Below are 25,399 nucleotides of genomic sequence, written 5' to 3'. Positions count from 1 at the left end.
GACAGCCGGCACGTCGCGACTGTTCACCAACTCCCGCAACTCAGCGGTCTGTTCCACAGAGAGCTCCATGCCAGAACCAACGAGCCCCATCGATCAAAGTAACGACTGCAGGATCACGAGACACTAGGTAGCCGCGCAGGAACAAGCCGAGTTCGCGCGGGCAGACATCGAACCCCGCATCCTCTACCTCCGAGATTCGGACGCCAGGCGTATTCAACGCTCGAAGATCCGAATCCGTCTACGGTGATTGCGCCAACCTTTTCGCTGCGGGCGACGAACAGGCGCGAACGGGTAGCTCCGTCTGGATTTCTCTCCGAGATGGGTGTGAATCTTCCCACCACGGGAGTCGCAGCAAAGAACCATGGAGAAGAAAGCGGTTCGAGAAGTTTGATGAAAGATATCCTGATTGGTTGCATGGAGGCGACTCTCGCCGTGATCGGCAGCCAGATCGGCTGTCCCAAAGGTCGTCGCAGAAGGACTCGCTCATGGTGTCCGATTGCTGCAAATAGCGTCGTTGTGGAACTATGGGACAACTCATGCATTGATGATCTGTCAGCATCAAGCGGGACGCTGCCGTTGTGGAGCGTACGGAGGAATCGGAAATAAATCCAACAGTTCGCTGAAGTGATCTGGCCAACTGCGCCGGCGGCGCGTCAAGCCTGGCATGCATCCGCAAGACGAGGCGTCCGCCGCTCCTTCAGGTCTCCCTGCGCGGCATGACTCACGCGCGAAGAGGACGCCCGCCGCTGAGGGTGGGTGCCTGCCCGTGTAACGGGCTCTCAGCTGGTGCAGCCTCAAGGTGCACTACTCCGTAGACGGCACCTGGCCTGCGCAAATGCGGTGAGCGTTCCCAGACCACCCTCGATGCGTTCCGGAGGCTCTACGTGTCCCTGCCCTGACCTGCGGCAACTGACTTCCGCGCAAGCCCCACTGAGGCGGGGCTTGTGCGAAACCTTGCACGAAACTCGATAACAGAGCGTGCCCAGGTCTCCCGACGAAGCCATGAGCGTCTTGACCAGGAGGCTGCGGTGTGTGGGTGCGGGAGGCCCCCGCGTGACACAACGCAACGCCCGCTCCGGACGCTCGATCCACAGAGTACCGGATCGAGACTGGGGCGGGCGCTGCGGTTGCGCTGGATGGAGGGCGGGGTCAGCCTGTGGGCTGGAGAAGGGTGCCGGCCTGGTGCAGTGCGCGGCTGGTCGAGTTCTGTGCGAGGACGAAGCCGAGGGTGAGCAGCTGCTGGGCTTCAACCCCGTAGGAGATGAGTCGTCCGTTCCACAGCGAGGCGTCGAGTCGCGCGTGCAGGAAGCGTGGCCCGCCACCCCCAAGCCCACCGATCCCAGCAGCATTTCCGTGAGCTCACCGCGCCCATGGGAGCCGACGACCAGCGCGAAGGCGCTGCGGCCCTCGTAGACCAGGGCTTCGACCGGTTCCTCGGCCAGCAGGTCACGGGAGACCTTCACATCGGGACGGCGCCGGGCGGCCCGCTCCTCGGCCACCCCGAGGATGTTCTCGGCCATCGCCCGGCCCGCCGAGGGCTCCGTGTCCATCGATCGGGCGAAACCCTCGTACCGCTCCCACAGGGACGCGTAGACGATCCGCAGGACGCGGTTGTGGAGCGCCGCCTCCTCCACCGCCCAGTCCACTGCTTGCAAGGAGGCGTCCGATCCGTCCACGCCCACGACTACGGGAAACTCCATCGTTCCCACCACCTCTCAGGGGACGCCTACGGCGTCCGATGGCACGTCGGGGGCGATGCGCACGCGCCGATCGCGAGTACCGTCCATGCTGTGGCGGGTTCTGTTCCAGGTCAGGCGCCGCCGCGCACCGGACCTTCCGGACATCCCGGTTGCCCGCCACAGCGCCACGCGCCGACCGATGTCACTTCCAGGACATCACCGCACGTGCCGTCCCGCCAGGCGTGGCACGCCAGGTCCGGGGCCGCTGGCGGACGCACGGGGCCGCACCCGGAACATGCCCGGAAGGCATGTGCCCCCGGTCGACCGGGCCGTCGCCGTCGGGCAGGACGGCGGTGACCTCACCGTCCCGGCTGCCAACGTCCAGGGAGCGGCCCACGCCTCAATATCCGCAGGTGGGTACGGGGCGTGGCCGCCGGGCATTTGGGGGGTAGCCCGCCTGCCGCGCCGGGCTCGATGTCCGTCGGAAGGGATAAGAAGCTGTGCTCCCTCCCGACGCGCGGCGGATATGAGGGTGCCCTGGAAATCGGCGGGGATCGCCTTGTCCTCGAACGGATACCAGCTGGTGTGCCGACGGCGAATCACGGAGTACCGGGCCATGACGTCGGGGGTGGGATGTGCGATGTCGGCCGGCACATCACGCTTGAGGATGTGCGAATCGGGTGGGCAAGGGGCCGCCCCGCGCGCGGTCCGCCGGACAGGCGCACAGTGGAAGTGGCCCCCGGAAAAGAACTCTCTTCGCGAACTCGCCGCCGCCGCTTCCTGCGAGAGGACCAGGGATGAAGCAGCACCGATGCGTCGGGGATCTGATGACCAGACCAGTTGTCCACGTGCAACGCGGCACCGTCTTCAAGGAGATCGCCCATCTGCTCGCCGAGTACGACATCACCGCCGTTCCCGTCGTGGACGAGGACGAACGGCCGGTGGGAGTGGTGTCCGAGGCCGATCTGCTGCGTAAGGAGGCGGGTCTGCCGGACTCGGCGGCCCTGCTGCCCGCCCCGTCCGACCGGCCCGGTGACCACGCCAAGGCCCAGGCCACGACCGCCGAAGGGCTGATGACCAGCCCGGCTGTGGTCGCCCGCCCCGAGTGGACGGTCGTGGAGGCCGCCCGGGTGATGGAGAAGCACCGGGTCAAGCGGCTGCCGGTGGTGGACGAGGCCGAGCGGCTTATAGGCCTCGTCAGCCGCAGCGACCTGCTGCGCGTGTTCCTGCGCCGGGACCACGCCATCCGGGAGGAAATCCTGGAGGACGTCCTCACCCGCACCCTGGGACTGGCCCCCTCCGCGGTCACCGTCGAGGTCACCGACGGGTGCGTCACCCTGAGCGGCACCGTCGAGCACAGAAGCGTCATCCCCGTCGCTGTGCGCCTGTGCCGGGGCGTGGACGGCGTGGTCGACGTCTCGGAGCGCCTGGGCCATAACACCGACGACACCGGCGGCTGAGACCGGCCGGCGGTGCACGGAGGTGGCTCACGTCGTCCGCGTGGAGGCGGCACTCGGTCCGGTTCGCCGGCGCCTATGGGACGCCAATCACACCCGAGGCCTTTCGCGCGGTCTGGTGTTGGCGAGGTGACTGGCTCCCGGGAACTCCCTCCCCAATCCGGCTGCTGCCGCGCCGCGTACGCTGGCTGCGCCGACCCGCCGGGCGCGCACCTATGTCCGGGTAGCTCCCGCGTCGCTGCCCGACGGCTGGGCGCCTGGAACCGCGCCCGGCTCGGCAGGGGCGGCCGGATGGGGACGGCCGTGGAACTGTTGAAGTACCGGCTCGGGGCGTGCAGCACGTTCGCGCCATCAGGCGAGGCGAAGGAGGCGCGATGAATCTGCCGGTGGTAGCGGGGATCGACGGCTCCGCACGCAGCCTGGCAGCGGCCGACTGGGCTGCCCGGGAAGCGGCGCTTCGCCGGGCGCCGCTGCGGCTGGTGCACGCCGCACCGTCAGCGCCCGGTCCGGTCATGCCGGTGACTGCCGCGGAGGTGTGGCAACAAGTCGGCGAAGAGGTACTCCGGCATGCGGTCGCCGACCTCGGTGAGCGGTACCCGGACCTGGTCGTACGAGGCGAGCAGGTGTCCGGGCGTCCGGCCGACACTCTGCTGTCGGCTGCGGCGAACGCCAGGCTGCTGGTCGTCGGAGCCCGGGGCACGGGCGGTTTCGACGGCCTCGTGATGGGGTCGGTGGCGCTGCGTGCCGCGGCGGCCGCCGCCTGTCCCGTGGTGGTGGTCCCGGAGCAGCCGGCCGATGCCAATGCCGGTGACGAGGAGGCGGCCCCGGTGGCGGGTGGCTCGGCGCGCGTAGTGACGGGTCTTGACGCGCACGAGCCGGTGGACGGGACAGCGGACTTCGCCTTCGCTGCCGCCCGGCGGCACTACGCCCTCCTGCGGGTGGTGCACGCGTGGACCCTTCCCGCCGCCTCGGTGTCCCCGTTGATGCTGGATGTCACCGAGGAGGACCGCGCCACCTGGGAGGACCAGGAGGTTGTGTTGCTGTCCGACGCCCTGCGGGAGTGGCGGGAGAAATACCCCGGGGTCGCCGTCCAGCCCGATGTCCGGCTGCTCCATCCGGCGATGGCGCTGGTGACCGCGTCCTCGGGTGCTGACCTGCTGGTCATCGGGCGGCGCACTGAGCCACGGGCGCCCGAGGGGCGGCTCGGGCCGGTCGCCCACGCGGTGCTGCACCACGCTCGTTGTCCGGTGGCGATCGTGCCGCACGCCGGCTGACCGCGACTGGAATGGGGCCCGGCCGGTCAGCCGAAGAAGACCTCGAACTCGTCGTAGAGCGAGGGATCGACCCTCTTGACCTTGGCCGTGGCATCGGCCAGGGGAACGCGGACGATGTCCGTACCGCGTACGGCCACCATCATGCCGAAGGCCCCGTCCCTGACCGCGTCGACCGCGTGCAAGCCGAAGCGCGTCGCAAGCCACCGGTCGTACGGGCTCGGCGTGCCGCCCCGCTGGACGTGGCCCAGGACTGTGGTGCGGGCATCCTCCCCGGTGCGATCGGTGATCTCCCGGGCCACCCATTCGCCGATGCCGGACAACCGTACGTGCCCGAACTCGTCGACCGTCCGGTCCTTGAGGACCATCTGGCCTTCCTTGGGCACCGCCCCCTCCGCCACGACGACGATCGGCGCATAGTTGATCTTGAATCGGCTCTCCACCCAGCCGCAGACCTGCCCGATGTCGAACGGCCGCTCCGGAATGAGGATCGCGTTCGCGCCGCCCGCGATGCCCGCGTGCAGGGCGATCCAGCCGGCGTGCCGCCCCATCACCTCGACCACCAGGGCGCGCATATGCGACTCGGCGGTGGTGTGCAGCCTGTCGATCGCCTCGGTGGCAATGCCGACGGCGGTGTCGAAGCCGAAGGTGTAGTCGGTCCCTGACACGTCATTGTCGATGGTCTTCGGCACGCCTACCACTTTGATCCCCCGGCGGCTCAGCTCGGTCGCGACGCCGAGCGTGTCCTCGCCGCCGATCACGATGAGCGCGTCGATGGCGTGTGCGGTGAGAGTGTCCCGCACCCGGCCTTCCCCGTCCTCCTTCTTGAGCGGGTTGGTACGGGAGGAGCCGAGGATGGTCCCTCCTCGGGGAAGGATTCCGCGTACGGCAGGGATGTCCAGCGGGACGACCCTGTCCTCGATCGCGCCGAGCCAGCCGTCTCGCAAGCCGATGAATTCGTACCCGTACTCCTGGACGCCCTTGCGCACCACGCTGCGGATCACGGCATTGAGCCCGGGGCAGTCACCGCCGCCGGTCAGCACACCTACCCTCATGGGCTTCTCCTTCCTGCCTGCCCGCGCGGCCGCCGCCGCCGCGAGAGCATCGCAGGTGACCGCAGGGACGATGTCGCCCTGTCTCCAGCCTCCACCCATGCGATCGGCAGTGCCCACTCAGCCGGTGTCGAGCAGCCGTTACCGGGTCACCGGGACGTATCCACTGCTTCGTGCCACCCGGCGCCGTGCCCGCTAACTCTGAGCCCTTCCGCCGGGACGTGCCGGGTCAGCCTCGCGCTCGTGTCGTAGGTCTCCTTCGAGGCAGCCGCCTCCTCGCCTACCTCGTCCGTGCCCGGCCGGGGGTGCTGGTGAGGTTCTCGGGCCCGCGCTCGAAGTGATGGACATGCGCGTCGGGCCCGGGGTACACGAGCGTCACGTGGTCCGTATCGGACCAGCGCACGTCGTAGGGAGGTGTTCCGTCCTCATGGTGGAGTCCGACGATCTCGCCGTCGCGCCTGGCAGCGCCGGTGGTCGGACTTTCGACGACGAGTTGATCGCCGAGGTGAGCTCGCATGATCATCACCGTTCCTCGAAAACGTCTGACCCCAATGTGCCACGCACGGCGTGCCTGCCGCATGAGACGACAAGCCGTACCCGCCGCACGGATTCGTCCAGGCTGCTCCGCCATCGTCGGTCACATGGGCCACCCAGTCTCCGGGCGGGTGCCCGGTCCGGTCGCGGGCGCGCCCGTTCCCTCGACGTCGTGCTGAGCGGCGTCCACCAGTTGCTGGCCGAGGTCGCGCATGGCCCTGCCCGCCGCCAGCTCGTCACCGATCTCCGGCACATCCGTGTCCGCGGGGTTGCGGTGCGCGACCCCGCGGCCGGTGAGCGCGGTGGCTCCGGTATCCACCACCACGCGTGCCTTCGTCGTTCCCTCGTCCTCGAAAAGGTAGAGGCGAACCTTCCACTCCACGGTGTGCGGCATCACTTTCCTCCTCACCTCGGCACGGACCTGTGCGATCCGGATGTGGTCTGCTCACGGCTCCGCAGCCCCACGGCGGGGAGCCAGGGCCTTCTCCTCGATGCGGCGCCGGACCCGGTCGGCCAGCGCGGTCAGGCGCCCGGAGGCCACCGCCCGAGGAGCGACGGGAGCTCGGATCGGTCGCGCCGCTGGTGGCAGCTCGGCCAGATCGGCGGCGAATCTCTCCCGGCACTCGTCGAGCATGGATTTCTCGCCGGTGCGCCGCCCGTCCCGCATCACCGTCTCCAGCAACGGCATGCCCCCGTCAGGCGGCCGCTCATCGCTGAGACCGATCACATCGGCGTACCTGCTTCTGCCCAGGGGCCGTCACCTTCGCCGAGGAGAGCTTCATCACCGGCCGGCCATCGAATTCCACCATCTTGTGGGCGGAGTCCAGAAACGGGGCGTCGGCCGAGACCCCGACGCGGGTAGCGACGGCGGACCGGCGCGGACTACTGGGGCTCCGCTCGGCCTCCCGCTGCGAGCACCGGCCGCGCTCCAGCACCCGGCGCAGCCCCCGTGGCCCGATCACCGCGCGGGCGGCCGTCCGGGCTCACTGGCTACCTGCCGGAAGGAGTCATCCACTCTCAGTCTCCGCGCCTCGACGAGCACTGTCACATTGTGGACCGCATGAACCGAGGGGCGATTTGGGGTATTTGTCAATGTAAGTGGTTCTCCTTGGGTATAACGACACAGAAAGCTCCTGTCGATCGGGCACCCCCGCTCGTAGGGCCCCAAAAGCAACCGCCGGGGGACCAACGGTCCCTGTCGCCCTCATACGGGACGGCGGCACGCTGGAAAGGCGAGCGGAGTTGTTCCCCCTGCATCCACCTTCTGTCGAGACGGAGGCAGCCGCCATGGAGTCAGTGGTCACCGTAGGCCTGGAGGGTTCACCCGAGAGCATGGCTGCCGCCCGCTGGGGCGCCGGTGAAGCTGACCGGCGGGGGCTCACCACGCGGCCTGCCCCCCTCGCCGTCATACCCCATGACTGAGCCGACCCGCCGCAGGGAGGCAGACGATGCCCACGCTCCGAACCGACACCTCCGTACCTCGGACCGTCACCGGCCTCGACACCGCGCCGCTTTCGCGCGCAGAGGTCTGCGAGACCCACACCGCGGTCGTGTTCTTCGTCGGGGACCGCGCCTACAAGCTCAAGAAACCGGTCGACCTGAAGTTCCTGGACTACACGACGGTGGCGGCTCGGCGGACCGCGTGCGAGCGGGAAGTCGCCCTCAACCGGCGCTTCGCCCCCGACGTCTACCTGGGCCTGGGGGAATTCCGGAGCCCGGACACCGACGTGCCCGAACCGCTGGTGGTGATGCGCCGCATGCCTGCGGAGCGTCGCCTGTCCCGGCTGGTACGGGAAGGAGCCGCTGTCGACGACGCGTCAGCGCCATCGACCTCGCCCGCACCCATCGCGCCGAGGTCGAGCGGGGACTGCGGCTGAAGCAGACCGGAAACGCGCTGATGGAGCTGCTGGGCGGCCGGGCCATCCACCCGGTCAACGTCCGCGTCGGCGGCTTCCACCGGGCCCCGACCCGTGATGAACTCCGGCCGTTGCACGGGCGGTTGAAGCGGGCCATGGACGATGCGTGGGCCACCGTGCGCTGGGTCAGCCGATTCGACTTCCCCGACGCTCATTGCGACGAGGACTTCCTCGCCCTGGCCGAACCCGGCCGTTACGCGATCGCCTCGGGCACGCCGACTGTGCTGCCAGGCGACGGTGGGCCGCAACGTGCCTTCCCTGTAGGCGACTTCGGCGAGCACGTCGTCGAACGGCAGGTTCCGCACTCCACCGCGCTGCAGGCGGAACTCGACGGGCGCCGTCATCTGACCGGGTCCCTGGCCCGCTACGCGATCAACGTTCAGTGGCTGTCCCCGGCGGCCCGTCAGGCCGCCCGCGAAGCCGGGCTCGGCCCGGTGTGCCGCAATCCGTACCGCAGCATCGTCGTCCGGGCGGTGGAGGTGGTGTACGCGATCGACGAGGCCATGCGGATCATCGACGCCTACGAGCCGCCGCCCCGCCCGTCCGTCGAGGTGCCGCCCCACGCCGGCACCGGACACGGCGCCACCGAGGCACCGCGTGGCCTGCTCTACCACACGCTCGCCGCCGACGGCACGGTGAGCGACGCCCGCCTCGTCCCGCCCACCGCCCAGAACCAGGGGGCGATCGAGGAGGACCTGCGCCGCCTCGTACAGGCCGCGATGGACGACGGCGACCCCGGCGATGCCGAACTGACCGCCCTGTGCGAACGGGCCATCCGCAACCACGACCCCTGCATCTCCTGCTCCACCCACTTCCTCGAACTGACCGTCGACCGCTCCTGAAGGGCCCCGCCGCCGTCATAAGGCGCCGTGAGCACTCCGCCTCGGTGATCGTGATGCGTAGCCCGGGGATAGCTAAGCAGCCTCGCAGCTCCTGTTGCGGCCCGGTCGACGGCTACGGTGTGGGCGTGGGCCGCGCACGGTCTGTGGATTCGAGCCTGACGGAGGAGCCCGGTGGGCGAGGAATGGGTGAAGGGCAGCGAGCAGCTGCCCCGGCTGCGGCTGGATGAGCTGCTGGAAGAACTGCAGGTCCGGATCAATGCGGTGCGCGGTACCCGGGACCGGGTGCACAGCCTGCTGGAGGCGGTGCTGTCGGTCGGCCGGGAGCTGGATCTCCCGCAGGTGCTGCGACGGATCGTCGAGGCGGCCGTGGTGTTGGTGGATGCCGAGTACGGGGCGCTAGGGGTGATCGACGAGGAGCAGGCGGAGCGGCTGTCGCAGTTCCTGACGGTCGGAGTGGCGGAGGAGCAGATAGCGGCGATCGGACCGCTGCCCTCCGGGCACGGGATCCTGGGGGAGTTGATCCGGCACCCGGAGCCGCTGCGGCTGGAGGAGCTGTCGGAGCATCCGGCGTCGTACGGCTTCCCCGCGAACCACCCGCCGATGCACTCCTTCCTCGGGGTGCCGATCCGGGTGCGCGACGAGGTGTTCGGCAACATCTATCTGACGGAGAAGCGCGGCAGCGAGGGGTTTGACGGCGAGGACGAGACGGTGCTGTCCACCCTCGCGGTGGCGGCGGGTGTGGCCATCGAGAACGCCCGGCTGTACGAGGAGGCCCGCTCCCGGCAGCGCTGGCTGGAGGCGAACGCGGAGATCACCGGCAGTCTGTTGTCCGGGACGGAAGAGACGCAGGTCCTGGAGCTGATCGTGGACCGGGCGCGCGGCATTCTCGCGGCGGATCTGGGGGTCCTCGCGGTGCCGGTGCAGGGATCGGGTGATCTTCAGGTGGCCCTGGCCTCGGGTATCGACGCCGAGGCGCACCGCGGGCTGGTGCTGCCCAGTGAGGGCTCGTTCGCGGGGGCTGCCATGGCGGCAGGGGAGCTGATTACCAGCAGTGCGATCGGGAAGGACTCCCGGGCGACTGCCGGGCCGCCGCGCTGGGCGGCGCTGGGCCCGGCTCTGGCGGTGCCGATGGTCACCGGTGGCGGGGTCCGGGGCGTGCTGGTGCTGGCCCGGGCCGAGGGGGCGGCCGTCTTCACGCAGGCCGAGTCGGCGCCATTGCTCGGGTTTGCGGGGCAGGCGGCGCTGGCGATGGAGCTGGCCGAGCGGCGCAGGGCCACCGAGCAGATCGCCCTGCTGGAGGACCGGGACCGGATCGCCCGGGATCTGCACGACCTGGCGATCCAGCGGCTGTTCGCCACCGGGATGACGCTGCAGAGTGCCGTGCGTTTCGTCCAGCATCCGGAGGCGAACGAGCGGCTGTTGCGGGCGGTTGATGACCTGGACGAGACCATCAAGATCATCCGCTCGACGATCTTCGGCCTGCAGTCGCACGAGACCGGCCCCGCGGTCCAGGGGCTCCGGGTCTGTGTCGCCGGCACGGTCGAAGAGGCCGTCCCGGTGCTGGGTTTCACCCCGGCGCTGCGCTTGGAAGGGCTCATCGACACCGACGTGCCGGGGCCGGTCCGGGAGCATGTGGTCGCGGTCCTCGGAGAGGCGCTGGCCAATGTCGCGCGGCATGCGCGGGCCACTGCCGCCGAGGTGTCGCTCGTCGTCCGGTCCGGCACATTGACCCTGACCGTGGCGGACAACGGCGTGGGTGTCACGGAGGGCGGCCGGCGCAGCGGGCTGCGCAATCTCGCTGAACGGGCCGGGCAACTGGGCGGCGAACTCACGCTCGACACACCGCCCGACGGGGGCACCCGTCTGGTCTGGCGAGTGCCCTTGAACGCCGGGTGACCAGGGGTCAACCGCCGTACACCTCTCGTGCCGGGCGACGCGGAGTGGCTGGTCCGGCCGGGCCGTAGCCGAGCCGGATCAGCATCTGTACGTGGGCCGGGCCGCTGGGGGCGTCAGGCAGCGCGCACCGCAGGTCGGGCCACTCCAGAGCCTGGTGGAGCAGTGAGGCGTGCACCGAATGCGTGGTGGCGGTGAGCAGGACGTACTCCAGGGCCTGGCCCGCCCGCAGCCAGTCGGTGCGCCGGTCGTGCGCGGTGGCGAGTACGGCGATGAGCGGATGGCTCTCGAAGGCGGCGGCCGGAGGCCGGCTCTCCGAGCGCGGCCCGGCACCGGTGCCGGTGAAGTCGCGCATCGGCAGGCGCTCTGTGGCATCCTGCGGGCCCAGTGCGGAGCCGGGAAGCCCGTCAGGGGAACCGTCGCGGATCCATACGCGGCTCTCGGCACACCGGACGGGGTCGTGAGCGTTGCGGCTCTCCGCCTCAGCGGTGAGGTGCAGCAGGCGCGTGGTCTCGTCGGGACCGGGGAGGGACAGGGACGCTCCCTCGGTGTGCGCGGCCTCGGTCAGTTCGGAGAGCAGCTGAGGTGGCAGGCGGTGCGCGGAGAACGGGAAGCGGCTGCTGCGCCGCAGCCACATCGCGTTGTACAGATCCTGGCGGTGCCCGTTGTTCCGGGCCGGGCCGGCCAGTCGTACGGAGGCGAGCACATCCGGCTCGGCGGGGCACGGCAGTAGCCGTACGACCGGTTCCCAGCCGAAGCGGGCGACGGCCATCCGGAGGTTGAACAGGGCGGCACCGACGGAGACATGCAGCGCCCGCCCCATGGGGTCGGTGGCGCGCAGGCCGCGTCCGGAGGCGGCCTGCACCCGCAGGGTGGCGGTGTCGGGGTCCAGGCGGAAGCGCCAGGGCTGGGTGTTGTGGATCGAGGGCGCGGCGACCGCGGCGGAGATGAGCTTCTCCAGGGTCGCCGCGTCGAGGGCCGTGAGTGCCATGGTGTTCTCCTCCCGGTCTGGCTTCAGGTTTCCGTGCCGAGGGGCAGCCGCGGAGGGGCCATGTGTCCTCTGCCCTGGACCGGTCGGGGTGGATTAGTGGGGACGGTGGTCGGAGGCGGGCTGCGATGCCTGCGGGGCGGACTGGGAGGCCAGGACGGCCGCTTGGACGCGGCGTTCGACGCCGAGTTTGGCGAGGAGCCGGGAGATGTGGTTCTTGACCGTCTTTTCGGAGAGGAAGAGCCGCTGGCCGATCTGCCGGTTGGTCAGCCCTTCGCCGATCAGGCCGAGGATTTCGCGTTCGCGCGGGGAGAGCCCGGCCAGCGCCTCGTCCTGGGGCTCGGCCGGGGTGTCGCTGCCGCGCAGGCTGCTCATCAGCCGGCTGGTGGTGGCCGGGTCGAGCATCGACTGCCCGGAGGCGACGGTGCGTACGGCGGCCACGAGGTCGGAGCCCTTGATCTGCTTCAGGACGTAACCCGCCGCGCCGGCCATGATCGCGTCCAGCAGCGCGTCATCGTCGTCGAACGAGGTGAGCATCAGGCACGCCAGCTCCGGCATGCGCGAGCGCAGCTCACGGCAGACGGTGATCCCGTCACCGTCCGGCAGTCGTACGTCCAGGACGGCGACGTCCGGCCGCAGTGCCGGGCCCCGGGCCAGAGCGTGGTCGGTCGTCCCCGCCTCGCCGACGACCTCGATGTCGGGCTCGGCGTCTAGCAGGTCGCGCACTCCGCGCCGGACGACCTCATGATCGTCGAGGAGGAACACCCTGATCGGTGCCTGCGGTGAGAATTCCCGTGCCTCGGCCATGTTGGTTAGGTCCTCCGCGGTGTCGTAGGTGTCTCAACCGGTCCTCGATTCGATCGTGGACTGTCCGGCTGGGTCCGCACCAGGGCCGAACGGTCCCATTCGGCACCACGACAGATCCGGATGTCCCCCCGGCGGAGACCTGCTCGGCCCTCTTCCGGTATCTGGCGGGCGTGCGATGGTCAGTGCATCCGAATCCGAAGGGTGCGTGATGAGCTCTGGCGCTGGCGGCGCAATCCGCTCAAGCGACGCTCGGACTGGGCGGAGGCCTGGGTGGTCCTCGCTGCAACGGCTGGGTCCGCGCGACAGTGCGCTGGACCGTCTCCGACGGTTCCTCCGCCACCGGCAAGGGCCTGGTCGAGCCTGGCAGCGAGGCCGGCAGCCGGACCACCGTCTGGCTCGACCGGCAAGGAGCGCTCAAGAACGACCTGGCCACCCCCGGCCAGCTCATGGCAACGGGGATCGTGTTCGGTACGTTCGCCGCGGGCGGAAGGTGTCTGCTGGTGCTGGGCGGCCGGTGGGCCGTACGGGTGTGGTTGGACCGGCGCCGTGACGCGGAATGGGAGAACGAGTGGGCCCTGGTCGGCCCGCAGTGGGGCCACCGGAGGGCGTAGTCACTCTGCCGCGTATGCGTACTGAAAGGCGCCGGGCACCTCCTCCGAGGAGGTGCCCGGCGCCTGCTGAACGCCGGTTCAGAACATCGGGCCCACGACAGGCGGCCCCATACGCTCCGGTGCCGGGCCGGTGAGTTCGCACTCGACGTCGACGACGCCCTCGACCGCGCGTGCCAGCCGGGCCGCCACCGGGACCAGCGAGGTATCGCGGATCGGGCCGGACAGCGTGACCACGCCCTCCGCCACCCGGACCCGGACGGGCGACGGCTCGCCGGGGAAGAGGTATTCGACCACCTCTCGGCGTATCTCCTCGGCGAGGTCCTCGTCCGGCCGCAGGAAGACCTTGAGCAGGTCGCTGCGGCTGACGATGCCGACCAGCATCGCCTGGGCGTCGATGACGGGCAGTCGCTTGACGCGCTTGGTCGCCATCGCGCGGGCGGCCTGGGCGAGGGTGGCGTCGGCGTGGATGGAGACGGCCGGGGTCGTCATCAGCTGCCCGGCGGTGACGGCTCCCGCCTTGGCCAGGTCGTCCAGGCGGCGCAGCTGTTCGAAGCGGGAGGGGTCGCTGTCGCGGTACTCCTCCTTGGGCAGCAGATCGGCCTCGGAGACCACGCCGATGACGCGGCCCTCGCCTTCCAGGACGGGGAGGGCGCTGGCCTTCCACTGCTGCATGGTCTGGACGATCTCCTTGAACGGGGCATCGCGGCCGACGGAGACCACGGTCCGGGTCATCACGTCGCTCACGATGTGCGGGGTGCCGTGCATGGGATTCCCTCCTCGGGAGTGGTCGGCTGTCGGGTGATGGGGGGCCGGCCCGGCGGTTTCGTGGGGCGGTCGCGCCACCAGTACGGCAGCGGTCATCGCTTGGGCCCGCTGCCTTGCGGCCCGTACAGATCGAGCAGCCGGGTGCGGGCTCCCTGCAGCCGGTGCGCGACTATCTCGGCGACAGTGCGGAAGATCGCCCGCCCCATAACGGGGTCGGCTTCGCAGAGTGCCCGTACCACCGTGGCGTCGAACTCCAGCGCCCGTACCGGACTGTGGACCTCGGCGCCCAGGTGCCAGGAGTACGGCGGGAACAGCCACGACCAGCCGAGCAGATCCCCGGGGCCGAGGTTTCCGACGACAGCCGCGCGGCGGCCGGGGACGTGCAGGTCCAGGTCGACCGAGCCGCTCTGGATGATCCAGAACCGGTCGGCCCTGTTGTGCTCCTCGAAGATGCGGGTGCCTGCCGGAAAGGACACCTCTCGGGCGAGAGCCAGCAGGCGCTCGCGGCCTTCCGATGGCAGCACGTCAAGCAAGCTCGTCGTGGTGGTCATGATCACGGTCCTCCGTCCCGAATGCTCTACAACCATCGTCTGTCTGCTCTGTCGCCCCCGCAGGGGGCCGACCGGTCCCGATGCCCGTCCGGTCGGCCCCCTGCGGGGGCGGCCGGACGCGCGGGCCGGGCTCACTGCGGCAGGCCCTGCTCAGTTGTGCCGACGAGGCGGGCCGCGATGCCATGGGCCCAGGTGCGGATCTGCTCGCAGTCGCGGAAGTCGTCGCCCTTGCCCTGCTTGAGGATTTGGCGGGCGACGAAGCCCTGGGCGCCCTCGGCCAGCCGTCCGCCGAAGGTGGCGTGGCCCCGGGCGTCAAGCCGGGTGACGATCCGGGCCACGGAGGGGGCGGCCGGGAGGTCGCGCTCGGTGGCCGACGGGTCGAGCGGGCCGCTGCTGAACAGCCATACGGGGCACCTGGTCAGCGCCTGGCGGTGGCGGCGGGCGAAGCGGACCGCGTCGCGCTGCCACCGACCCGCGTACAGTCCCGCGCCGAGTACTACCGCGTCGTACGGGCCGAGGCCGAGGCCGTGGACGTCGGCGGCGGGCCGGACGTCCACCTCGATGTGCTGCTCACGCAGCTCCTCGCCGATCCACTCGGCGATCTCGGCCGTGGATCCGTTCTTCGTGCCGTAGGCGACCAGCACGCGCTGTGCGGCCATGGCGGATCACCTCTTCCTGTCCTGCTACCGGCGGGGGGGGGGGGGGGGGGGGGGGGGGGCCCCCGGCGGGGGGGGGGGGGGGGGGCGGCCCGCCCCGGGCGGGGGGGCCTTGGGGCTACCCCCCGGGGGGGCCCCCCCCGGGGGGCCCGGCCGGCCCCCCCCCCGCCCCCCCGCCGGTAGTACTCGTCATCGTCGATCTCGCCGCGGGCGAACCGCTCGGCGAGCAGCTGCTGCGCCGACGGTGCCATGGCGTGGCCGCCGGCCGCCGGGCGGTGGCGCAGCAGGGTGAAGGCGGCGATGGCCACCAGTGCCCAGAAGCCGAGCATGCCGAGGGTCATCAGGGCGTAACCCCAGCCTCCCATTCCGTTGCCGTAGCCATAGCCGTACATCATGGTGTCCGTCCTTTTCTCAGGGGTCTTGAAGCGGTGCTCAGAGCTTGCGGAGCCAGCTGTCGGCGACGCCGTGCACCGCCGGTTCGGCGGGGCGCAGGTCGGCGTCGTCGAAGCGGTAGGTGAGGTGGTTCACGACGGCGACCACGCCGTCGACCTGGCTGGTCATCTGTGCGGTGATGGAGACGTCGCTCTTGCGCTCCAGCCGGCCCTCAAGCGTCACGACGCCGTCGGTGACGGTGACGCCGATGGCGTACGGGCTGAGCCACAGGGTGCGGACGAGGATCTCGTCGATCACCTCGGTGCGGATGTCGGGGTCCGTGCGGAGGAAGACCTGGAGCAGGTCGCGGCGGGTGACGATGCCGACCAGCCGGTCCTCCTCGTCAAGCACGGGCAGCCGCTCGACGCGGTGCTGGGCCATGGTGCGGGCCGCGTTGGCGATGGAGTCGTCGGCGCGGACGGTGATGGCCGGGGTGGACATCAGCTCTCCGGCGGTGCGGGCATGGGCCTTGGTGGCGGTCCGGCGGGCGGCGGGGGTCAGGTGGAAGCGCCGTTCGGCTCCGGCTTTCTCCTGGTCGGCGTGGTGGAGCAGGAGGTCGGTCTCGGAGATGACGCCGATGACCTTGTCGTCGTCGTCCACGACGGGCAGTCCGCTGATGTGGTGCTGCGCGAGCAGTGCGGCGACATCCTTGAACGGTGTGTCGGCGACCGTCCGGATGACATCGCTGGTCATCACGGTGCCGGTCATCTGGTGCTTCATGGTGTCCTCCTCCTTGAGGTTCAGCGCAGACGGCGCAGGTACGGGTTGTGCGGGCCGCGGGGCAGCAGGCGGATGCGGGCGTCGAGGGCGGTGATGCCGTCGGGACGGGCGAGGACCGGGTTGAGGTCGGCCTCGGCGAGCTGCGGCAGGTCGCTCGCCATCCGAGACAGCCGGAGCAGGAGTTGTTCCAGGCCTTCCAGGTCGACGGGGCCGGCGCCGCGGTGGCCGAACAGCAGCGGGGCGCTGCGGGGGGCGGTGATCAGGTCGTGGACGTCGCGGTCGGTGAGCGGGGCGAGGCGGGCGGCGTGGTCGGCGAGGAGCTCGGTGGCGGTGCCGCCGAGACCGAAGAGCACCAGCGGGCCGAAGACCTCGTCCTGGACGACCCCGGCGAACAACTCGGTGCCGCGTCCGGCCAGGGGCTGGACGAGGACTCCGGTCATCACCCCGCCGAAACGGGCGGCGAGGTCGCGGTACGCCTCCCGGACCTGGGTTTCGCCGTCCAGGTCGAGCAGGACCGCGGCCTGGTCGCTCTTGTGCAGCAGGCCGGGCCAGTAGGCCTTGAGCACGACGCGCCCGTCGGGCCCGGCGAGGCGGGCGGCCGCGTCGACGGCGGCCTGCTCGGTCTCGGCCCAGACCTGGGGCGATTGCTGGATGCCGTACCGGTCCAGGAGCTCGGCGCACCGGCGCGGGTCGAGCCAGCCGCCTTCCGGGTTCTCGCAGAGGAACGCGTCGACAAGCGCGCGGGCGCCAGGTGCGTCGATGCCGGTCAGTTCTGGCACGGTGCCGGGTGGCTGGGCGAGCCAGCGGGCGCGCTCGGCGGCGTGGGCCAAGGCGCGGGCGACGTCCTGTGGGTCGGCGTAGGCGGGGACCGAGCCGCCGCCGGGGGTGTGCAGCAGGCGGACGCGTTCGGCCTGGTCGAGCAGGACCGCGGCGACCGGGCGCGAGCGGTCGTCCGGTGCGGCGAGGGTCAGCGCGCGGACGGGATCGTCGCCGGTCGCCGCAGCCAGGGCGGTGGGGACCAAGGCCACCAGGACCGCGTCCACGGCGCCGTGTTCGGTGAGCCGGTCCACGCAGGCGCGCAGCGCATCGTCTCCCACAGCGGCGGTCGTGTCCACAGGGTTGGCGGCGCTCGCCCCTTCGGGAAGCAGGCCGAGCAACTCGGTGACCAGGCCTGCGGGGAGTTCGGGCACGGTCAGGCCCACTTCGGCGCACGCGTCGGCGGCCAGCACGGCCGCACCACCCGCGTTCGACACCACGGCGACCCTCGCTCCGGTCGGCAGCGGCTGGGAGTGCAGCAGGGCGGCGGTGTTGAGGAGTTCGCCGATGGTTCGGGTGGCGATGACGCCGGCCTGGGTGAACAGTGCCTGCCTTGTCATGGTCGGGGTCGCGGCGGCTGCGGTGTGCGAGGCGGCGGCGCGGCGTCCTGCCTGCGAGCGGCCCGCGTCGACGGTCAGCACTGGCATCCGGCGGGCGACGCGGCGGGCGGTGCGGGAGAAGGCGCGGGGGTTGCCGAAGGACTCCAGGTGCAGCAGGGCCAGGTCGGTGGTGCCGTCGCCCTCCCACCACTGGAGCAGGTCGTTGCCGCTGACGTCGTACTTGTCGCCGAGCGACACGAAGCTGGACACGCCGATGCCGAGCCGCGACAGCTCGCCCAGCAGCGCGATGCCCACTCCGCCGGACTGTACGGCGACCCCGGCGCTGCCCGGCAGGGGGCGGTGCGCGGCGAAGGTGGCGTCCAGGCGGACGGCTTCCTCGGTGTTGGCGATGCCCAGGCAGTTGGGTCCTACCAGCCGCATGCCGTAGCGGCGGCAGGCGGTGTGCAGCGTGGCGGCCTGATCGGCGTCGAGTCCGGAGGTCAGGACGACCAGGGCGCGGGTGCCGGTCTTGCCGCACTGCTCGGCGGTCTCCGGCACGGCATGTGCGGGGACGGCGATAACGGCCAGGTCGACCGGGTGCGGCAGCGCGGTGACCGAGGGGTGGCAGGGGGTGTGCTCGATGGCGTGGGCGTGTGGGTTCACGGCATAGAGGCGGCCGGGGAAGCCGGCCCGGCGGATGTTCTTCAGGACCGCCCGGCCCACCGACCCCGGCTTCCGGCCGGCGCCGACCACAGCGATGGAATCCGGACGCAGCAGCGGACGAAGGCTCGCGGTGTCGGCGGTACGGCCGCGTTCGTCGACCGCTGTCAGGTAGCGCTCGTCCGAGTCGAGCCGGATGGTGCAGCGCACTTCGGTGCCGTCGAAGCAGCGGGCGATGCGGAGGCCGAGGTCGCCGAAGACCTTCAGAACGAGGTGGTTGTCGGCGAGTGCGTCGGCGGTGAAGGTGGTGATGCCCTCCCGCCGGGCGGCGTGCACCAGGTGTTCCAGCAGCAGGGTGCCCACGCCGCGGTGGTGGAGGTCGTCGGCGACCGCCAGGGCGATCTCCGCCGAGGCGGGGTCGGTGCCGGTCTCGTACTCGGCGACGCCGACGACCTGACCGTCAAGGAACGCCGCCAGCGCGTGATGGCCGCGCCTGGGCGGAGCGCAGAGTCGGTCGGCGGCCTGCCGGCCCGACAGGCGGCTCGTACCGAAGAAGCGCAGCCGCAGATTCTCCGCCGACATCTTCTCGTACAGGCCGAGCACGTGCTGGTGGTCCTCCGGCAGCGTCGACCTGATCTCCACGGTCCTGCCGTCGGCCAGCAGCGCGTGGGTCTGCGATGCGTGGCGCACGGTGTCGGTCATCACGGCTCTCCTCGTCGTCGGGTTGCGCTTCCAGCCTCCGCTCGCGGCGGCGGCCCGCAGAGGGCTGTCCGGGGCCGGGGTGGGGGCCGCTCGGCCCCGATGTCCCTGGCCCGGCGGGGGCCGACCGGCAGCCGTACGCCTCTGCTGCCCGGGCACGGGGGGCCTGGCGGCGCAGCCTGTCGGGATCGCGGGTGCAGCGGCTCACGCCGCGAGGTCTGCCCCCGTCACGGTGGTACTTGTCCTGAAAGGCGGCGCGGTGCCCCGCGCGATGAAACGGCCCCCTCGTACCGTGTGCCGTCGGCATGGGAGGGCAGTCGGGCGCACCTTCCTGGCCAGTCCAGGCCAGCGGCAGGGTGCGGGGTGCGGCCACAGCATCGTGTCGCACCGACGGCATCCAGTGCGCCGACCAGGATGGACGAATGTCGTGGCCCCGCGAAGGCGGTGTTCGTCCGTAAGCCGCCTCAACGAAGTGCGCGTCCCGACAGCCCCGCCCGCTTGCGCACGGGCGGACGAGCGGGCGGGACAACGGGACAAGAGGGGTCGCCGTCGGAACACGCATTCACGCGCTCAAGCGGCGGGATAGCCCGAGCGGACGGGACGGGGCCGGACCAGGGTGCCCGTGGTGCCGCGCAGGATGCCGAGGGCGTTGTCGAGCGGCCCGATTCCGGCGAGTCCACCGGTGCGCTCCACGAATTGCGCTGCCGCCTCGGCCTTGGGCCGCATCGATCCCTCGGGCAGGTCCAGGTCGCGGAGTTCACCGGGGCCGACATCGAGCAGCGGGCGGGGGTGCCGCTTGCCGTAGTGCGCGAAGACGTGCGTGACGTCGGTGAGGATCAGCAGCGCGTCGGCGTCCAGCTGTTCGGCCAGCAGCGCGGCGATGAGGTCCTTGTCGACCACGGCTTCCGCGCCGCGCAGGCGGCCGGTCGCGTGATCGCGGACAACGGGCACACCGCCGCCGCCGGCGCAGATCACCAGGGTGCCGCCGGCGAGCAGCTCACGGACGACAGGAACCTCCAGCACGCTGTGTGGGCGCGGTGAGGGGACGACGCGCCGCATCCGCGATGGCGGCGTTGCCCGCCCATGCGGTGATCCAGTACGACCACGCGGTGAGGAATCCGGCGAACTCCCCGAACGCCTCCCGGGCGTACACATATGGACCGCCGCTGCCCGGCACCCGCTTCGACAGCGACCCGAACGTCACCGCCAGGGCCAGCGCCCCCACGGTGACCACGACGAACGCCACCAGGGCGATCGGACCGTACGGCGCCAGCGCCGAGGGAAGCGCGAACACTCCGGTACCGATGATGCTGCCCACCACCAGCGCGGTGGCCGCCGGCAGTCCGAAGGACTTGTGCCGGTCCGCGGGCGAGCCTGTCTCCCGCTCGCCGGGCTGTTCCGCTCGGCTGTCTGCTCCGGGCATAAGAGGACTCCTGTTCAACGTACGAAGGTGAGCGCGGGGCCTGGCGTGTGATGCCGCCGGCGTCCGCTCCGAAGGGATCGTCAGCCCTGCGGTGTGCCGTTGCGCAGGGGCCACAGGTCCCGTGCTGGGGCCGGTCGGCCCTCGCGAATCGGACTCTGTGGCGCCCAGGCGTTCCCCGCGAGGCGGGCAACTGCGGCCGCACGAGGCCGCCAGTGAAATCCCGCCCGGGAAACGTCCCTTGAGCAGAGGACTAGGGCCTGTCCGGCCGATCTCCGCGGCGTCGCGTGCCCTGGCACCAGCGCTCGCGGCGTTGTCGTCAGTCGACGACTCTCCCCCAGACTCCGTCCGGGAGGTGCCCCCACCAAGCTCTCGGCTCCGCTCGAGCAGGGGGGACCCCCATCGCGTCGCCTCCCTCCTCCGCCTTGCGATCACAGGCGCCAGACCCCGCTCCTTCTCCCACGGAGATCGGCCGGACAGGCCCTAGGCTGCGATCTCCCTTGGCGCGGCGGTGCCGGTCAGCCGGTCTGAGCGGCTCATTCGGTTCCGGGGCCGGGGTGCGGTGGCGGAGCGGGAAGTACCATCACGGGCCCTGCCTGCGACGTCGCTCTGAACCCACGCTCTCGGCGGGCAGGCCGAACGGTACGTATGACACTGTGTCACTCCGGGCGTGTCCGCACGTGCGTTCATGCTTCGCGGCGGGCGGCCGACGCGGTGAGCTGATTCGGGCTGAGCGGTTCGACAACGCTGCAGGTCCAGAACCGCTACGGGCCGTATCCAGCACCGGCACCCCGTCCGGAACGTTTCCTCCCATACCTCGAGGGTCCGCAGCCGGACTGGTGCGGAAGCCGGCGGTCGGCACCTTCAATCGCCGCAGACGGTCAGTACGGTGCCAGGTGACAGCGGCCGGTCCGCCGCCCGCTCCTCAGGCAGGGACACCGATATCCAGGCCAGGAGGCGGCTCCGTCACCGTCATCACGGGAAGCCCGGGGAAGTTGTCGTACACCTCAAAGGCCTCGCTGAGCCGGGTGAGGCGCAGGAGCCGCAAAAGACGGAGGTCATCGACGACCAGGCCGAGCCGGCCGCCGAGATTGAGCGCACGCCGCCGGGCTCGGCAGAGGGTGGCGAGCCCGCTGCAGTCCATGAACGTCACCGATCGCAGGTCCACGACCAGGTGGGGCTGTCCGGCCGAGGTCAGGGCGTCCAGGCGTGCGGTGACGGAGGGCGCGGTCAGGATGTCGATCTCCCCGTGCAGTTCCACGACGGTGTCCCGGCAGGCCGGCCGTCCGGCCGTGCGATGCGCCGTCAGGCCGTCAGATGTGGCAGGCACCCGTACCTCCGTGGTGATCGCGGATCCACGAGAAATCCAGGAAAGCCCGCGCGGCAGGGCCGGTACAAGGGCCGGTCAGCCCACGCCCCCTGGCGACTTTCGGTCCCGGCCGGGCCCTTCGGCCCCGGTACAGGACACGATGCCTGCCGCAGGATGAGGGCGTTCCCCGTACGGAACACAAATGCTCACGAGCGAAAGGCGGTGGGAACGGTGGAGTTTCCCCTGGTGGTCGGCGTCGACGGTTCGGATTCCAGCCTGGAGGCGGTGGACTGGGCCGTCGACGAGGCGTCCCGGCACCGGATCCCGCTACGCCTGGTCTACTACAAGGGCGACGCCGCCTTCCTGACCGGCCCTGCCGAACGCACCCGCGCCGTGTGGGGCAAGGTCTCCGCGCTCTTCGCCGAGGAGCGGCGCAAGGGCATCCTCGATGTCGACACCGCCACCCCGTCCACCATCACCTCGCACCGGCCGGGCTTCATCGACCGCGACCGCGAACTGATCGTCGGACTCCAGACCGACGCACGCTCCTGAGCTCGCGCGTTGGCGTCAGGAACGAAGGGTGCGCAGGCCGGTGCGGATTTCGCTGACCAGGATCTCGGGCTGTTCCAAGGCCGCGAAGTGCCCGCCCTTGTCGGCCTCGCCGTAGTGGATCAGATTGCTGTAGGTGTCTTCGATCCAGCTTCGTGGCAGGCGTGGGATGTCCCTCGGGAAGACGGTCACCGCGACCGGAAGCGTCAGCTTCGGGCCGGCGAGAGTGCACGATTTGTTCTCCCAGTAGATGCGGCCGGACGACGCTGCGCTGTTGGTGAACCAGTAGAGGGATATCGCGTCGAGCATGTCGTCCATGCTGAGGACGTCCTCGGCGAGCCCGTGGTTGTCGGTCTTGGACTGGAACTTCTCGTAGATCCAGGCTGCCTGACCAGCGGGAGAGTCCGCCAGGGCGAATCCGACAGTCTCCGGCTTCGTGCCCTGAAGGTGGTTCGACCCACCGAGATCGCCGGTGTAGAGGGCGAGGGTCTCCACGGCGTAGCGCTGTTCGGGCGACAAGGTGTCGGGTATCTGTGCGGGAAAGGCGTACTGGGTGTTCAGATGAATTCCGAGAAGCCCCTCAGGTTGCATGGCCCCGAGGGCGGTGGTGACGACGGCACCCCAATCGCCGCCTTGCGCGGCCCATCTCGTGTAGCCGAGACGCTTCATCAGCTCCACCCACGCGCTTGCGATGCGCGATACAGTCCACCCGGTCTCCGTGGGCTTCTGGGAGAACCCGAACCCGGGGAGCGACGGGACGACGACGTCGAATGAATCGGCGGCGTCTCCTCCGAACGAAACCGGATCGGTCAGCGGGCCGATCAGCTTCAGGAACTCGACGATCGAGCCCGGCCATCCGTGCGTGAGTATCAGCGGCATCGCGTTGGGATTCTTGGACCTGACGTGGATGAAGTGGATGTCCAGCCCATCAATCTCGGTCAGGAATTGGGGGAAGCGATTGAGCTCGGACTCGAAGCGCCGCCAGTCGTAGCCGCGCTCCCAGTAGTCGACCAGAGATCTGGCGTTCCCTACGCGAACCCCTTGCGACCAGTCGCCCACCGTTTCCGGATCCGGCCATCGAGTTCTGGCCAGTCGGTGCTTCACGTCGTCGATCTCCGAATCCGAGATCGAGACGGTGAACGGGCGGACGAGGGTCGAGGTCGGCGGCGTCGGTGCGGTCATTGCCTTCTTCTCTTCTCCTGAGCTTCGAAGCACAGCGCAACTCTCCGTTGCACACTGGTGTGCAGTCTACTTCATTGCGCACTGGTGTGCAATAATGGTGTCGTGCCCACCGAGTCCTCCCGTGTGCGCTCGATGAACGAGACACGCGATCGCATCCTCGACGTCGCCCTCGATGTGCTGGGAGAGAACCCCGACGCCGGAATGGGCGACATCGCCTCCGCTGCCGGCGTCGTCCGTCGCACGGTCTATGGCCATTTCCCCTCGCGCCTCGACCTGGTTCGGACACTCACGGAACGGGCCGTCACCGAGGTGACAGCCGTGCTCACCGAAGTCAACGCCTCCGACGCAGAAGCGGACGCGACGTGGGTCGAATTCATCGCCCGCGTCTGGCCGGTGGCGCACCGGTACCGAGTGCTGTTGGCGCTGCGCCGTGGCGAGTACGGCGAGGCGATCCACGGCCTGCTCGGGCCAGTCGATGAGCTCCTCGCCGACCTCGTGAAACGGGGCCAGGACAGCGACGTGTTCGCACAGCACCTGCCGGCGGGCATTCTGAGCCAGGTTGCCTACGGCGTCGTGTTCGCCATCGCGGACAGCGACCTGTCGAACGGGACCCTCGGCGCCCGAGCAGCGACGATCACGAGCCTGCTGATGCTGGGAGTTCCCGAGACGCGCGCAGTCGCTCTCGTGGGCGACCAGCCCTGACCCGCAGCACTCGAGCGGAGCCGCGGATCGTCCTGCTCCGGACACGACATCGTCACCGCACCCCGCCAAGAATCCGGTGAGAACAGTGTGATCGCGACGATGTCGACGGGTCTCTAGTTGTTGGACCAGATAGGCCGCCACGGTCACCCCGGCCAGCAGATCACCCCGCAGCCATGCCCGCCGGTAGCCGGCGAGGACGGCCAGGCCGGGCAGCAGACGCCGCCACGAGCGGTCCGTGGAAGGGAACCCTGGCATGTCTGACATTGATGTCCCCTGCCGGAACAGCGAAGCGGCCCCGCCCGCGGACCGGAATCCTACAGACGGAGCCGCGCCGTTCCGGCTTCCTCGCCGGCCCGGGAGCTCAGGAGTCCGCGCGATTCACCTTGATGGTGTGCGCCCCGGTCTTCGACTCCGGAACGGGGACCTTCACGGTCAGGATCCCGTCCTTGTAATCGGCAGTGGCCTCCTCCGCCCGTGCGCCGGCGGGCAGCCGGACGGAACGGGCGAGCGAGCCGTAGCGGAACTCCGAGTGGGTCTTGCTCTCGGACTTCTCGCTGCGCTCGGCGCGGATGGTCAGGACATCGCCGTCGACGCTGATCTCGACATCCTTGTCGGGGTCGACGCCGGGCAGCTCGGCGCTGACGGCGTATGTACCGTCGTCAATCCGCTCCTCGATACGGATCCCGTGCAGTCCGGGCACGGACCGCATTCCCGGCATCGTCGGGAACCCGGACTCGATCCAGTCGAACAGTTCCGGAAGCCGCGGCGGCCAGGCCTGGCGCGGTTCAGCCCCGCCGTGCGCCGGCCGGTCCGGGGGTTCACGCGCGGCCGCTGCATCACACGCATCACTGACGCCACGCGGAGCGGGTAGGCGGCGGGGAAGGACCGAACGGCCCCGGCGCCGCCACCCGTGCGGCCCTATCGGCGTCGCGGAGGTCGCGCACAGGCTGGTGTGACATCCACGATGCTTCGGAGGAAGCCATGCGCGACGTCCTGACACCGGCACCGACCGCCCTTGCCGAAGAGGAGCTGTGGGCCCTGGACGCCCACTGGCGGGCCGCGAACTACCTGGCCGTCGGCCAGATCTACCTCATGGGCAATCCCCTGCTGTCCGAGCCGCTGCGCCCGGAGCATGTCAAGCCCCGGCTGCTGGGTCACTGGGGCACCTCACCCGGGTTGAACCTGGTCCACACCCATCTCAACCGGGTCATCAAGGCCCGCGGCCAGGACGCGCTGTGCATCTGGGGTCCCGGGCACGGCGGGCCGGCGGTGCTGGCCAATTCCTGGCTGGAGGGCACGTACTCCGAGACGTACCCCGACGTCAGCCGGGACGCGGCCGGCATGGCCCG

The 25,399-nt window shown here is 70.4% G+C and carries 20 protein-coding genes and 7 pseudogenes; 10 read left to right on the top strand and 17 right to left on the bottom strand.

Going from position 1 to position 25,399, the window contains the following annotated elements; translation table 11 throughout:
• Nucleotides 1–794 precede the first annotated feature (794 nt).
• Nucleotides 795–1,700, bottom strand: coding sequence for a universal stress protein (locus FCI23_RS45325; RefSeq protein WP_136729879.1), 906 nt, complete (start codon nucleotides 1,698–1,700; stop codon nucleotides 795–797).
• A gap of 806 nt (nucleotides 1,701–2,506) precedes the next feature.
• On the opposite strand from FCI23_RS45325, the gene FCI23_RS45320 reads away from it, so the two are divergent.
• The gene (locus FCI23_RS45320) at nucleotides 2,507–3,139 is read left to right on the top strand and encodes a CBS domain-containing protein (RefSeq protein ID WP_246144683.1); all 633 of its coding nucleotides are present in this window, start codon (nucleotides 2,507–2,509) and stop codon (nucleotides 3,137–3,139) included.
• A 371-nt stretch (nucleotides 3,140–3,510) separates the two neighbouring features.
• Entirely contained in the window at nucleotides 3,511–4,410 is a 900-nt protein-coding gene (locus FCI23_RS45315; RefSeq protein WP_136729877.1) for a universal stress protein, read from the top strand.
• Between the two features lie 26 nt (nucleotides 4,411–4,436).
• Here the strand turns inward: FCI23_RS45315 and FCI23_RS45310 are convergent, their stop codons facing one another.
• From FCI23_RS45310 to FCI23_RS45295, 4 genes and pseudogenes are all read right to left on the bottom strand, one after another.
• Complete coding sequence (locus FCI23_RS45310) at nucleotides 4,437–5,462, bottom strand: 6-phosphofructokinase (protein WP_136729876.1); 1,026 nt, start codon at nucleotides 5,460–5,462, stop codon at nucleotides 4,437–4,439.
• Nucleotides 5,463–5,763: 301 nt separating this feature from the next.
• A pseudogene (locus FCI23_RS45305) lies at nucleotides 5,764–5,976 on the bottom strand (DUF1918 domain-containing protein); the annotation flags it as partial.
• Between the two features lie 120 nt (nucleotides 5,977–6,096).
• The gene (locus FCI23_RS45300; RefSeq protein ID WP_136729874.1) at nucleotides 6,097–6,387 is read right to left on the bottom strand and encodes a DUF1876 domain-containing protein; all 291 of its coding nucleotides are present in this window, start codon (nucleotides 6,385–6,387) and stop codon (nucleotides 6,097–6,099) included.
• 51 nt (nucleotides 6,388–6,438) lie between these two features.
• Nucleotides 6,439–6,862, bottom strand: a pseudogene (locus FCI23_RS45295) (nicotinate phosphoribosyltransferase); the annotation flags it as partial.
• A gap of 418 nt (nucleotides 6,863–7,280) precedes the next feature.
• Here FCI23_RS45295 and FCI23_RS61290 point away from each other — a divergent pair.
• The 4 genes and pseudogenes from FCI23_RS61290 to FCI23_RS45280 form a co-directional block, all read left to right on the top strand.
• Nucleotides 7,281–7,382, top strand: a pseudogene (locus FCI23_RS61290) (universal stress protein); the annotation flags it as partial.
• A 59-nt stretch (nucleotides 7,383–7,441) separates the two neighbouring features.
• A pseudogene (locus FCI23_RS61285) lies at nucleotides 7,442–7,807 on the top strand (AAA family ATPase); the annotation flags it as partial.
• A pseudogene (locus tag FCI23_RS45285) lies at nucleotides 7,807–8,751 on the top strand (Ni/Fe hydrogenase subunit alpha); the annotation flags it as partial. The pseudogenes FCI23_RS61285 and FCI23_RS45285, both read left to right, overlap by 1 nt.
• A 171-nt stretch (nucleotides 8,752–8,922) precedes the next feature.
• Complete coding sequence (locus FCI23_RS45280) at nucleotides 8,923–10,647, top strand: sensor histidine kinase (RefSeq protein WP_246144682.1); 1,725 nt, start codon at nucleotides 8,923–8,925, stop codon at nucleotides 10,645–10,647.
• A gap of 7 nt (nucleotides 10,648–10,654) precedes the next feature.
• Here FCI23_RS45280 and FCI23_RS45275 read toward each other — a convergent pair whose 3' ends face one another.
• Both FCI23_RS45275 and FCI23_RS45270 read right to left on the bottom strand, forming a co-directional pair.
• Nucleotides 10,655–11,635: an Acg family FMN-binding oxidoreductase gene (locus FCI23_RS45275; protein WP_136729872.1), complete on the bottom strand. Its 981-nt coding sequence runs from the start codon at nucleotides 11,633–11,635 to the stop codon at nucleotides 10,655–10,657.
• Between the two features lie 93 nt (nucleotides 11,636–11,728).
• The gene (locus tag FCI23_RS45270; protein WP_136729871.1) at nucleotides 11,729–12,439 is read right to left on the bottom strand and encodes a response regulator; all 711 of its coding nucleotides are present in this window, start codon (nucleotides 12,437–12,439) and stop codon (nucleotides 11,729–11,731) included.
• A gap of 305 nt (nucleotides 12,440–12,744) precedes the next feature.
• On the opposite strand from FCI23_RS45270, the gene FCI23_RS45265 reads away from it, so the two are divergent.
• Entirely contained in the window at nucleotides 12,745–13,050 is a 306-nt protein-coding gene (locus FCI23_RS45265) for an Rv1733c family protein (RefSeq protein WP_322973999.1), read from the top strand.
• 78 nt (nucleotides 13,051–13,128) lie between these two features.
• On the opposite strand, the gene FCI23_RS45260 is transcribed toward FCI23_RS45265, so the two are convergent.
• The 8 genes and pseudogenes from FCI23_RS45260 to FCI23_RS45215 form a co-directional block, all read right to left on the bottom strand.
• Complete coding sequence (locus tag FCI23_RS45260; RefSeq protein WP_136729870.1) at nucleotides 13,129–13,815, bottom strand: CBS domain-containing protein; 687 nt, start codon at nucleotides 13,813–13,815, stop codon at nucleotides 13,129–13,131.
• A gap of 92 nt (nucleotides 13,816–13,907) precedes the next feature.
• Nucleotides 13,908–14,366, bottom strand: coding sequence for a Crp/Fnr family transcriptional regulator (locus FCI23_RS45255; protein WP_136729869.1), 459 nt, complete (start codon nucleotides 14,364–14,366; stop codon nucleotides 13,908–13,910).
• A gap of 131 nt (nucleotides 14,367–14,497) precedes the next feature.
• Nucleotides 14,498–15,025 (bottom strand): flavodoxin domain-containing protein, encoded by a 528-nt coding sequence (locus FCI23_RS45250; protein WP_136729868.1) that lies wholly within the window; start codon nucleotides 15,023–15,025, stop codon nucleotides 14,498–14,500.
• A 429-nt stretch (nucleotides 15,026–15,454) separates the two neighbouring features.
• A complete protein-coding gene (locus FCI23_RS45235) occupies nucleotides 15,455–16,174 on the bottom strand; it encodes a CBS domain-containing protein (RefSeq protein ID WP_136729867.1) in 720 nt (239 codons plus the stop codon).
• 20 nt (nucleotides 16,175–16,194) lie between these two features.
• Nucleotides 16,195–18,891 (bottom strand): bifunctional acetate--CoA ligase family protein/GNAT family N-acetyltransferase, encoded by a 2,697-nt coding sequence (locus FCI23_RS45230; RefSeq protein ID WP_136729866.1) that lies wholly within the window; start codon nucleotides 18,889–18,891, stop codon nucleotides 16,195–16,197.
• 567 nt (nucleotides 18,892–19,458) lie between these two features.
• Nucleotides 19,459–19,911: an amino acid kinase family protein gene (locus FCI23_RS45225; RefSeq protein WP_407646127.1), complete on the bottom strand. Its 453-nt coding sequence runs from the start codon at nucleotides 19,909–19,911 to the stop codon at nucleotides 19,459–19,461.
• 31 nt (nucleotides 19,912–19,942) lie between these two features.
• Nucleotides 19,943–20,311, bottom strand: a pseudogene (locus FCI23_RS45220) (amino acid permease); the annotation flags it as partial.
• Between the two features lie 922 nt (nucleotides 20,312–21,233).
• The gene (locus tag FCI23_RS45215; RefSeq protein WP_246144681.1) at nucleotides 21,234–21,638 is read right to left on the bottom strand and encodes an STAS domain-containing protein; all 405 of its coding nucleotides are present in this window, start codon (nucleotides 21,636–21,638) and stop codon (nucleotides 21,234–21,236) included.
• On the opposite strand from FCI23_RS45215, the pseudogene FCI23_RS64275 reads away from it, so the two are divergent.
• Nucleotides 21,606–22,160 (top strand): annotated as a pseudogene (locus FCI23_RS64275) (universal stress protein); the annotation flags it as partial. The gene FCI23_RS45215 and the pseudogene FCI23_RS64275 sit on opposite strands and share 33 nt — an antisense overlap.
• A 24-nt stretch (nucleotides 22,161–22,184) precedes the next feature.
• Here the strand turns inward: FCI23_RS64275 and FCI23_RS45205 are convergent.
• Nucleotides 22,185–23,348, bottom strand: coding sequence for an epoxide hydrolase family protein (locus FCI23_RS45205; RefSeq protein ID WP_136729863.1), 1,164 nt, complete (start codon nucleotides 23,346–23,348; stop codon nucleotides 22,185–22,187).
• Between the two features lie 102 nt (nucleotides 23,349–23,450).
• On the opposite strand from FCI23_RS45205, the gene FCI23_RS45200 reads away from it, so the two are divergent.
• A complete protein-coding gene (locus tag FCI23_RS45200) occupies nucleotides 23,451–24,050 on the top strand; it encodes a TetR/AcrR family transcriptional regulator (RefSeq protein WP_136729862.1) in 600 nt (199 codons plus the stop codon).
• A 361-nt stretch (nucleotides 24,051–24,411) separates the two neighbouring features.
• Here FCI23_RS45200 and FCI23_RS45195 read toward each other — a convergent pair whose 3' ends face one another.
• Complete coding sequence (locus FCI23_RS45195) at nucleotides 24,412–24,759, bottom strand: Hsp20/alpha crystallin family protein (RefSeq protein WP_246144680.1); 348 nt, start codon at nucleotides 24,757–24,759, stop codon at nucleotides 24,412–24,414.
• Nucleotides 24,760–25,031: 272 nt separating this feature from the next.
• Here FCI23_RS45195 and FCI23_RS45190 point away from each other — a divergent pair.
• On the top strand, nucleotides 25,032–25,399 hold a 368-nt coding region (locus FCI23_RS45190; protein ID WP_456318878.1), incomplete at its 3' end, for a phosphoketolase family protein.

Origin of the sequence: Actinacidiphila oryziradicis (assembly GCF_005047355.1) — a bacterium.
In the GTDB taxonomy this organism is placed as follows: domain Bacteria; phylum Actinomycetota; class Actinomycetes; order Streptomycetales; family Streptomycetaceae; genus Actinacidiphila; species Actinacidiphila oryziradicis.
This window is presented reverse-complemented; position numbering and strand designations above follow the sequence as displayed.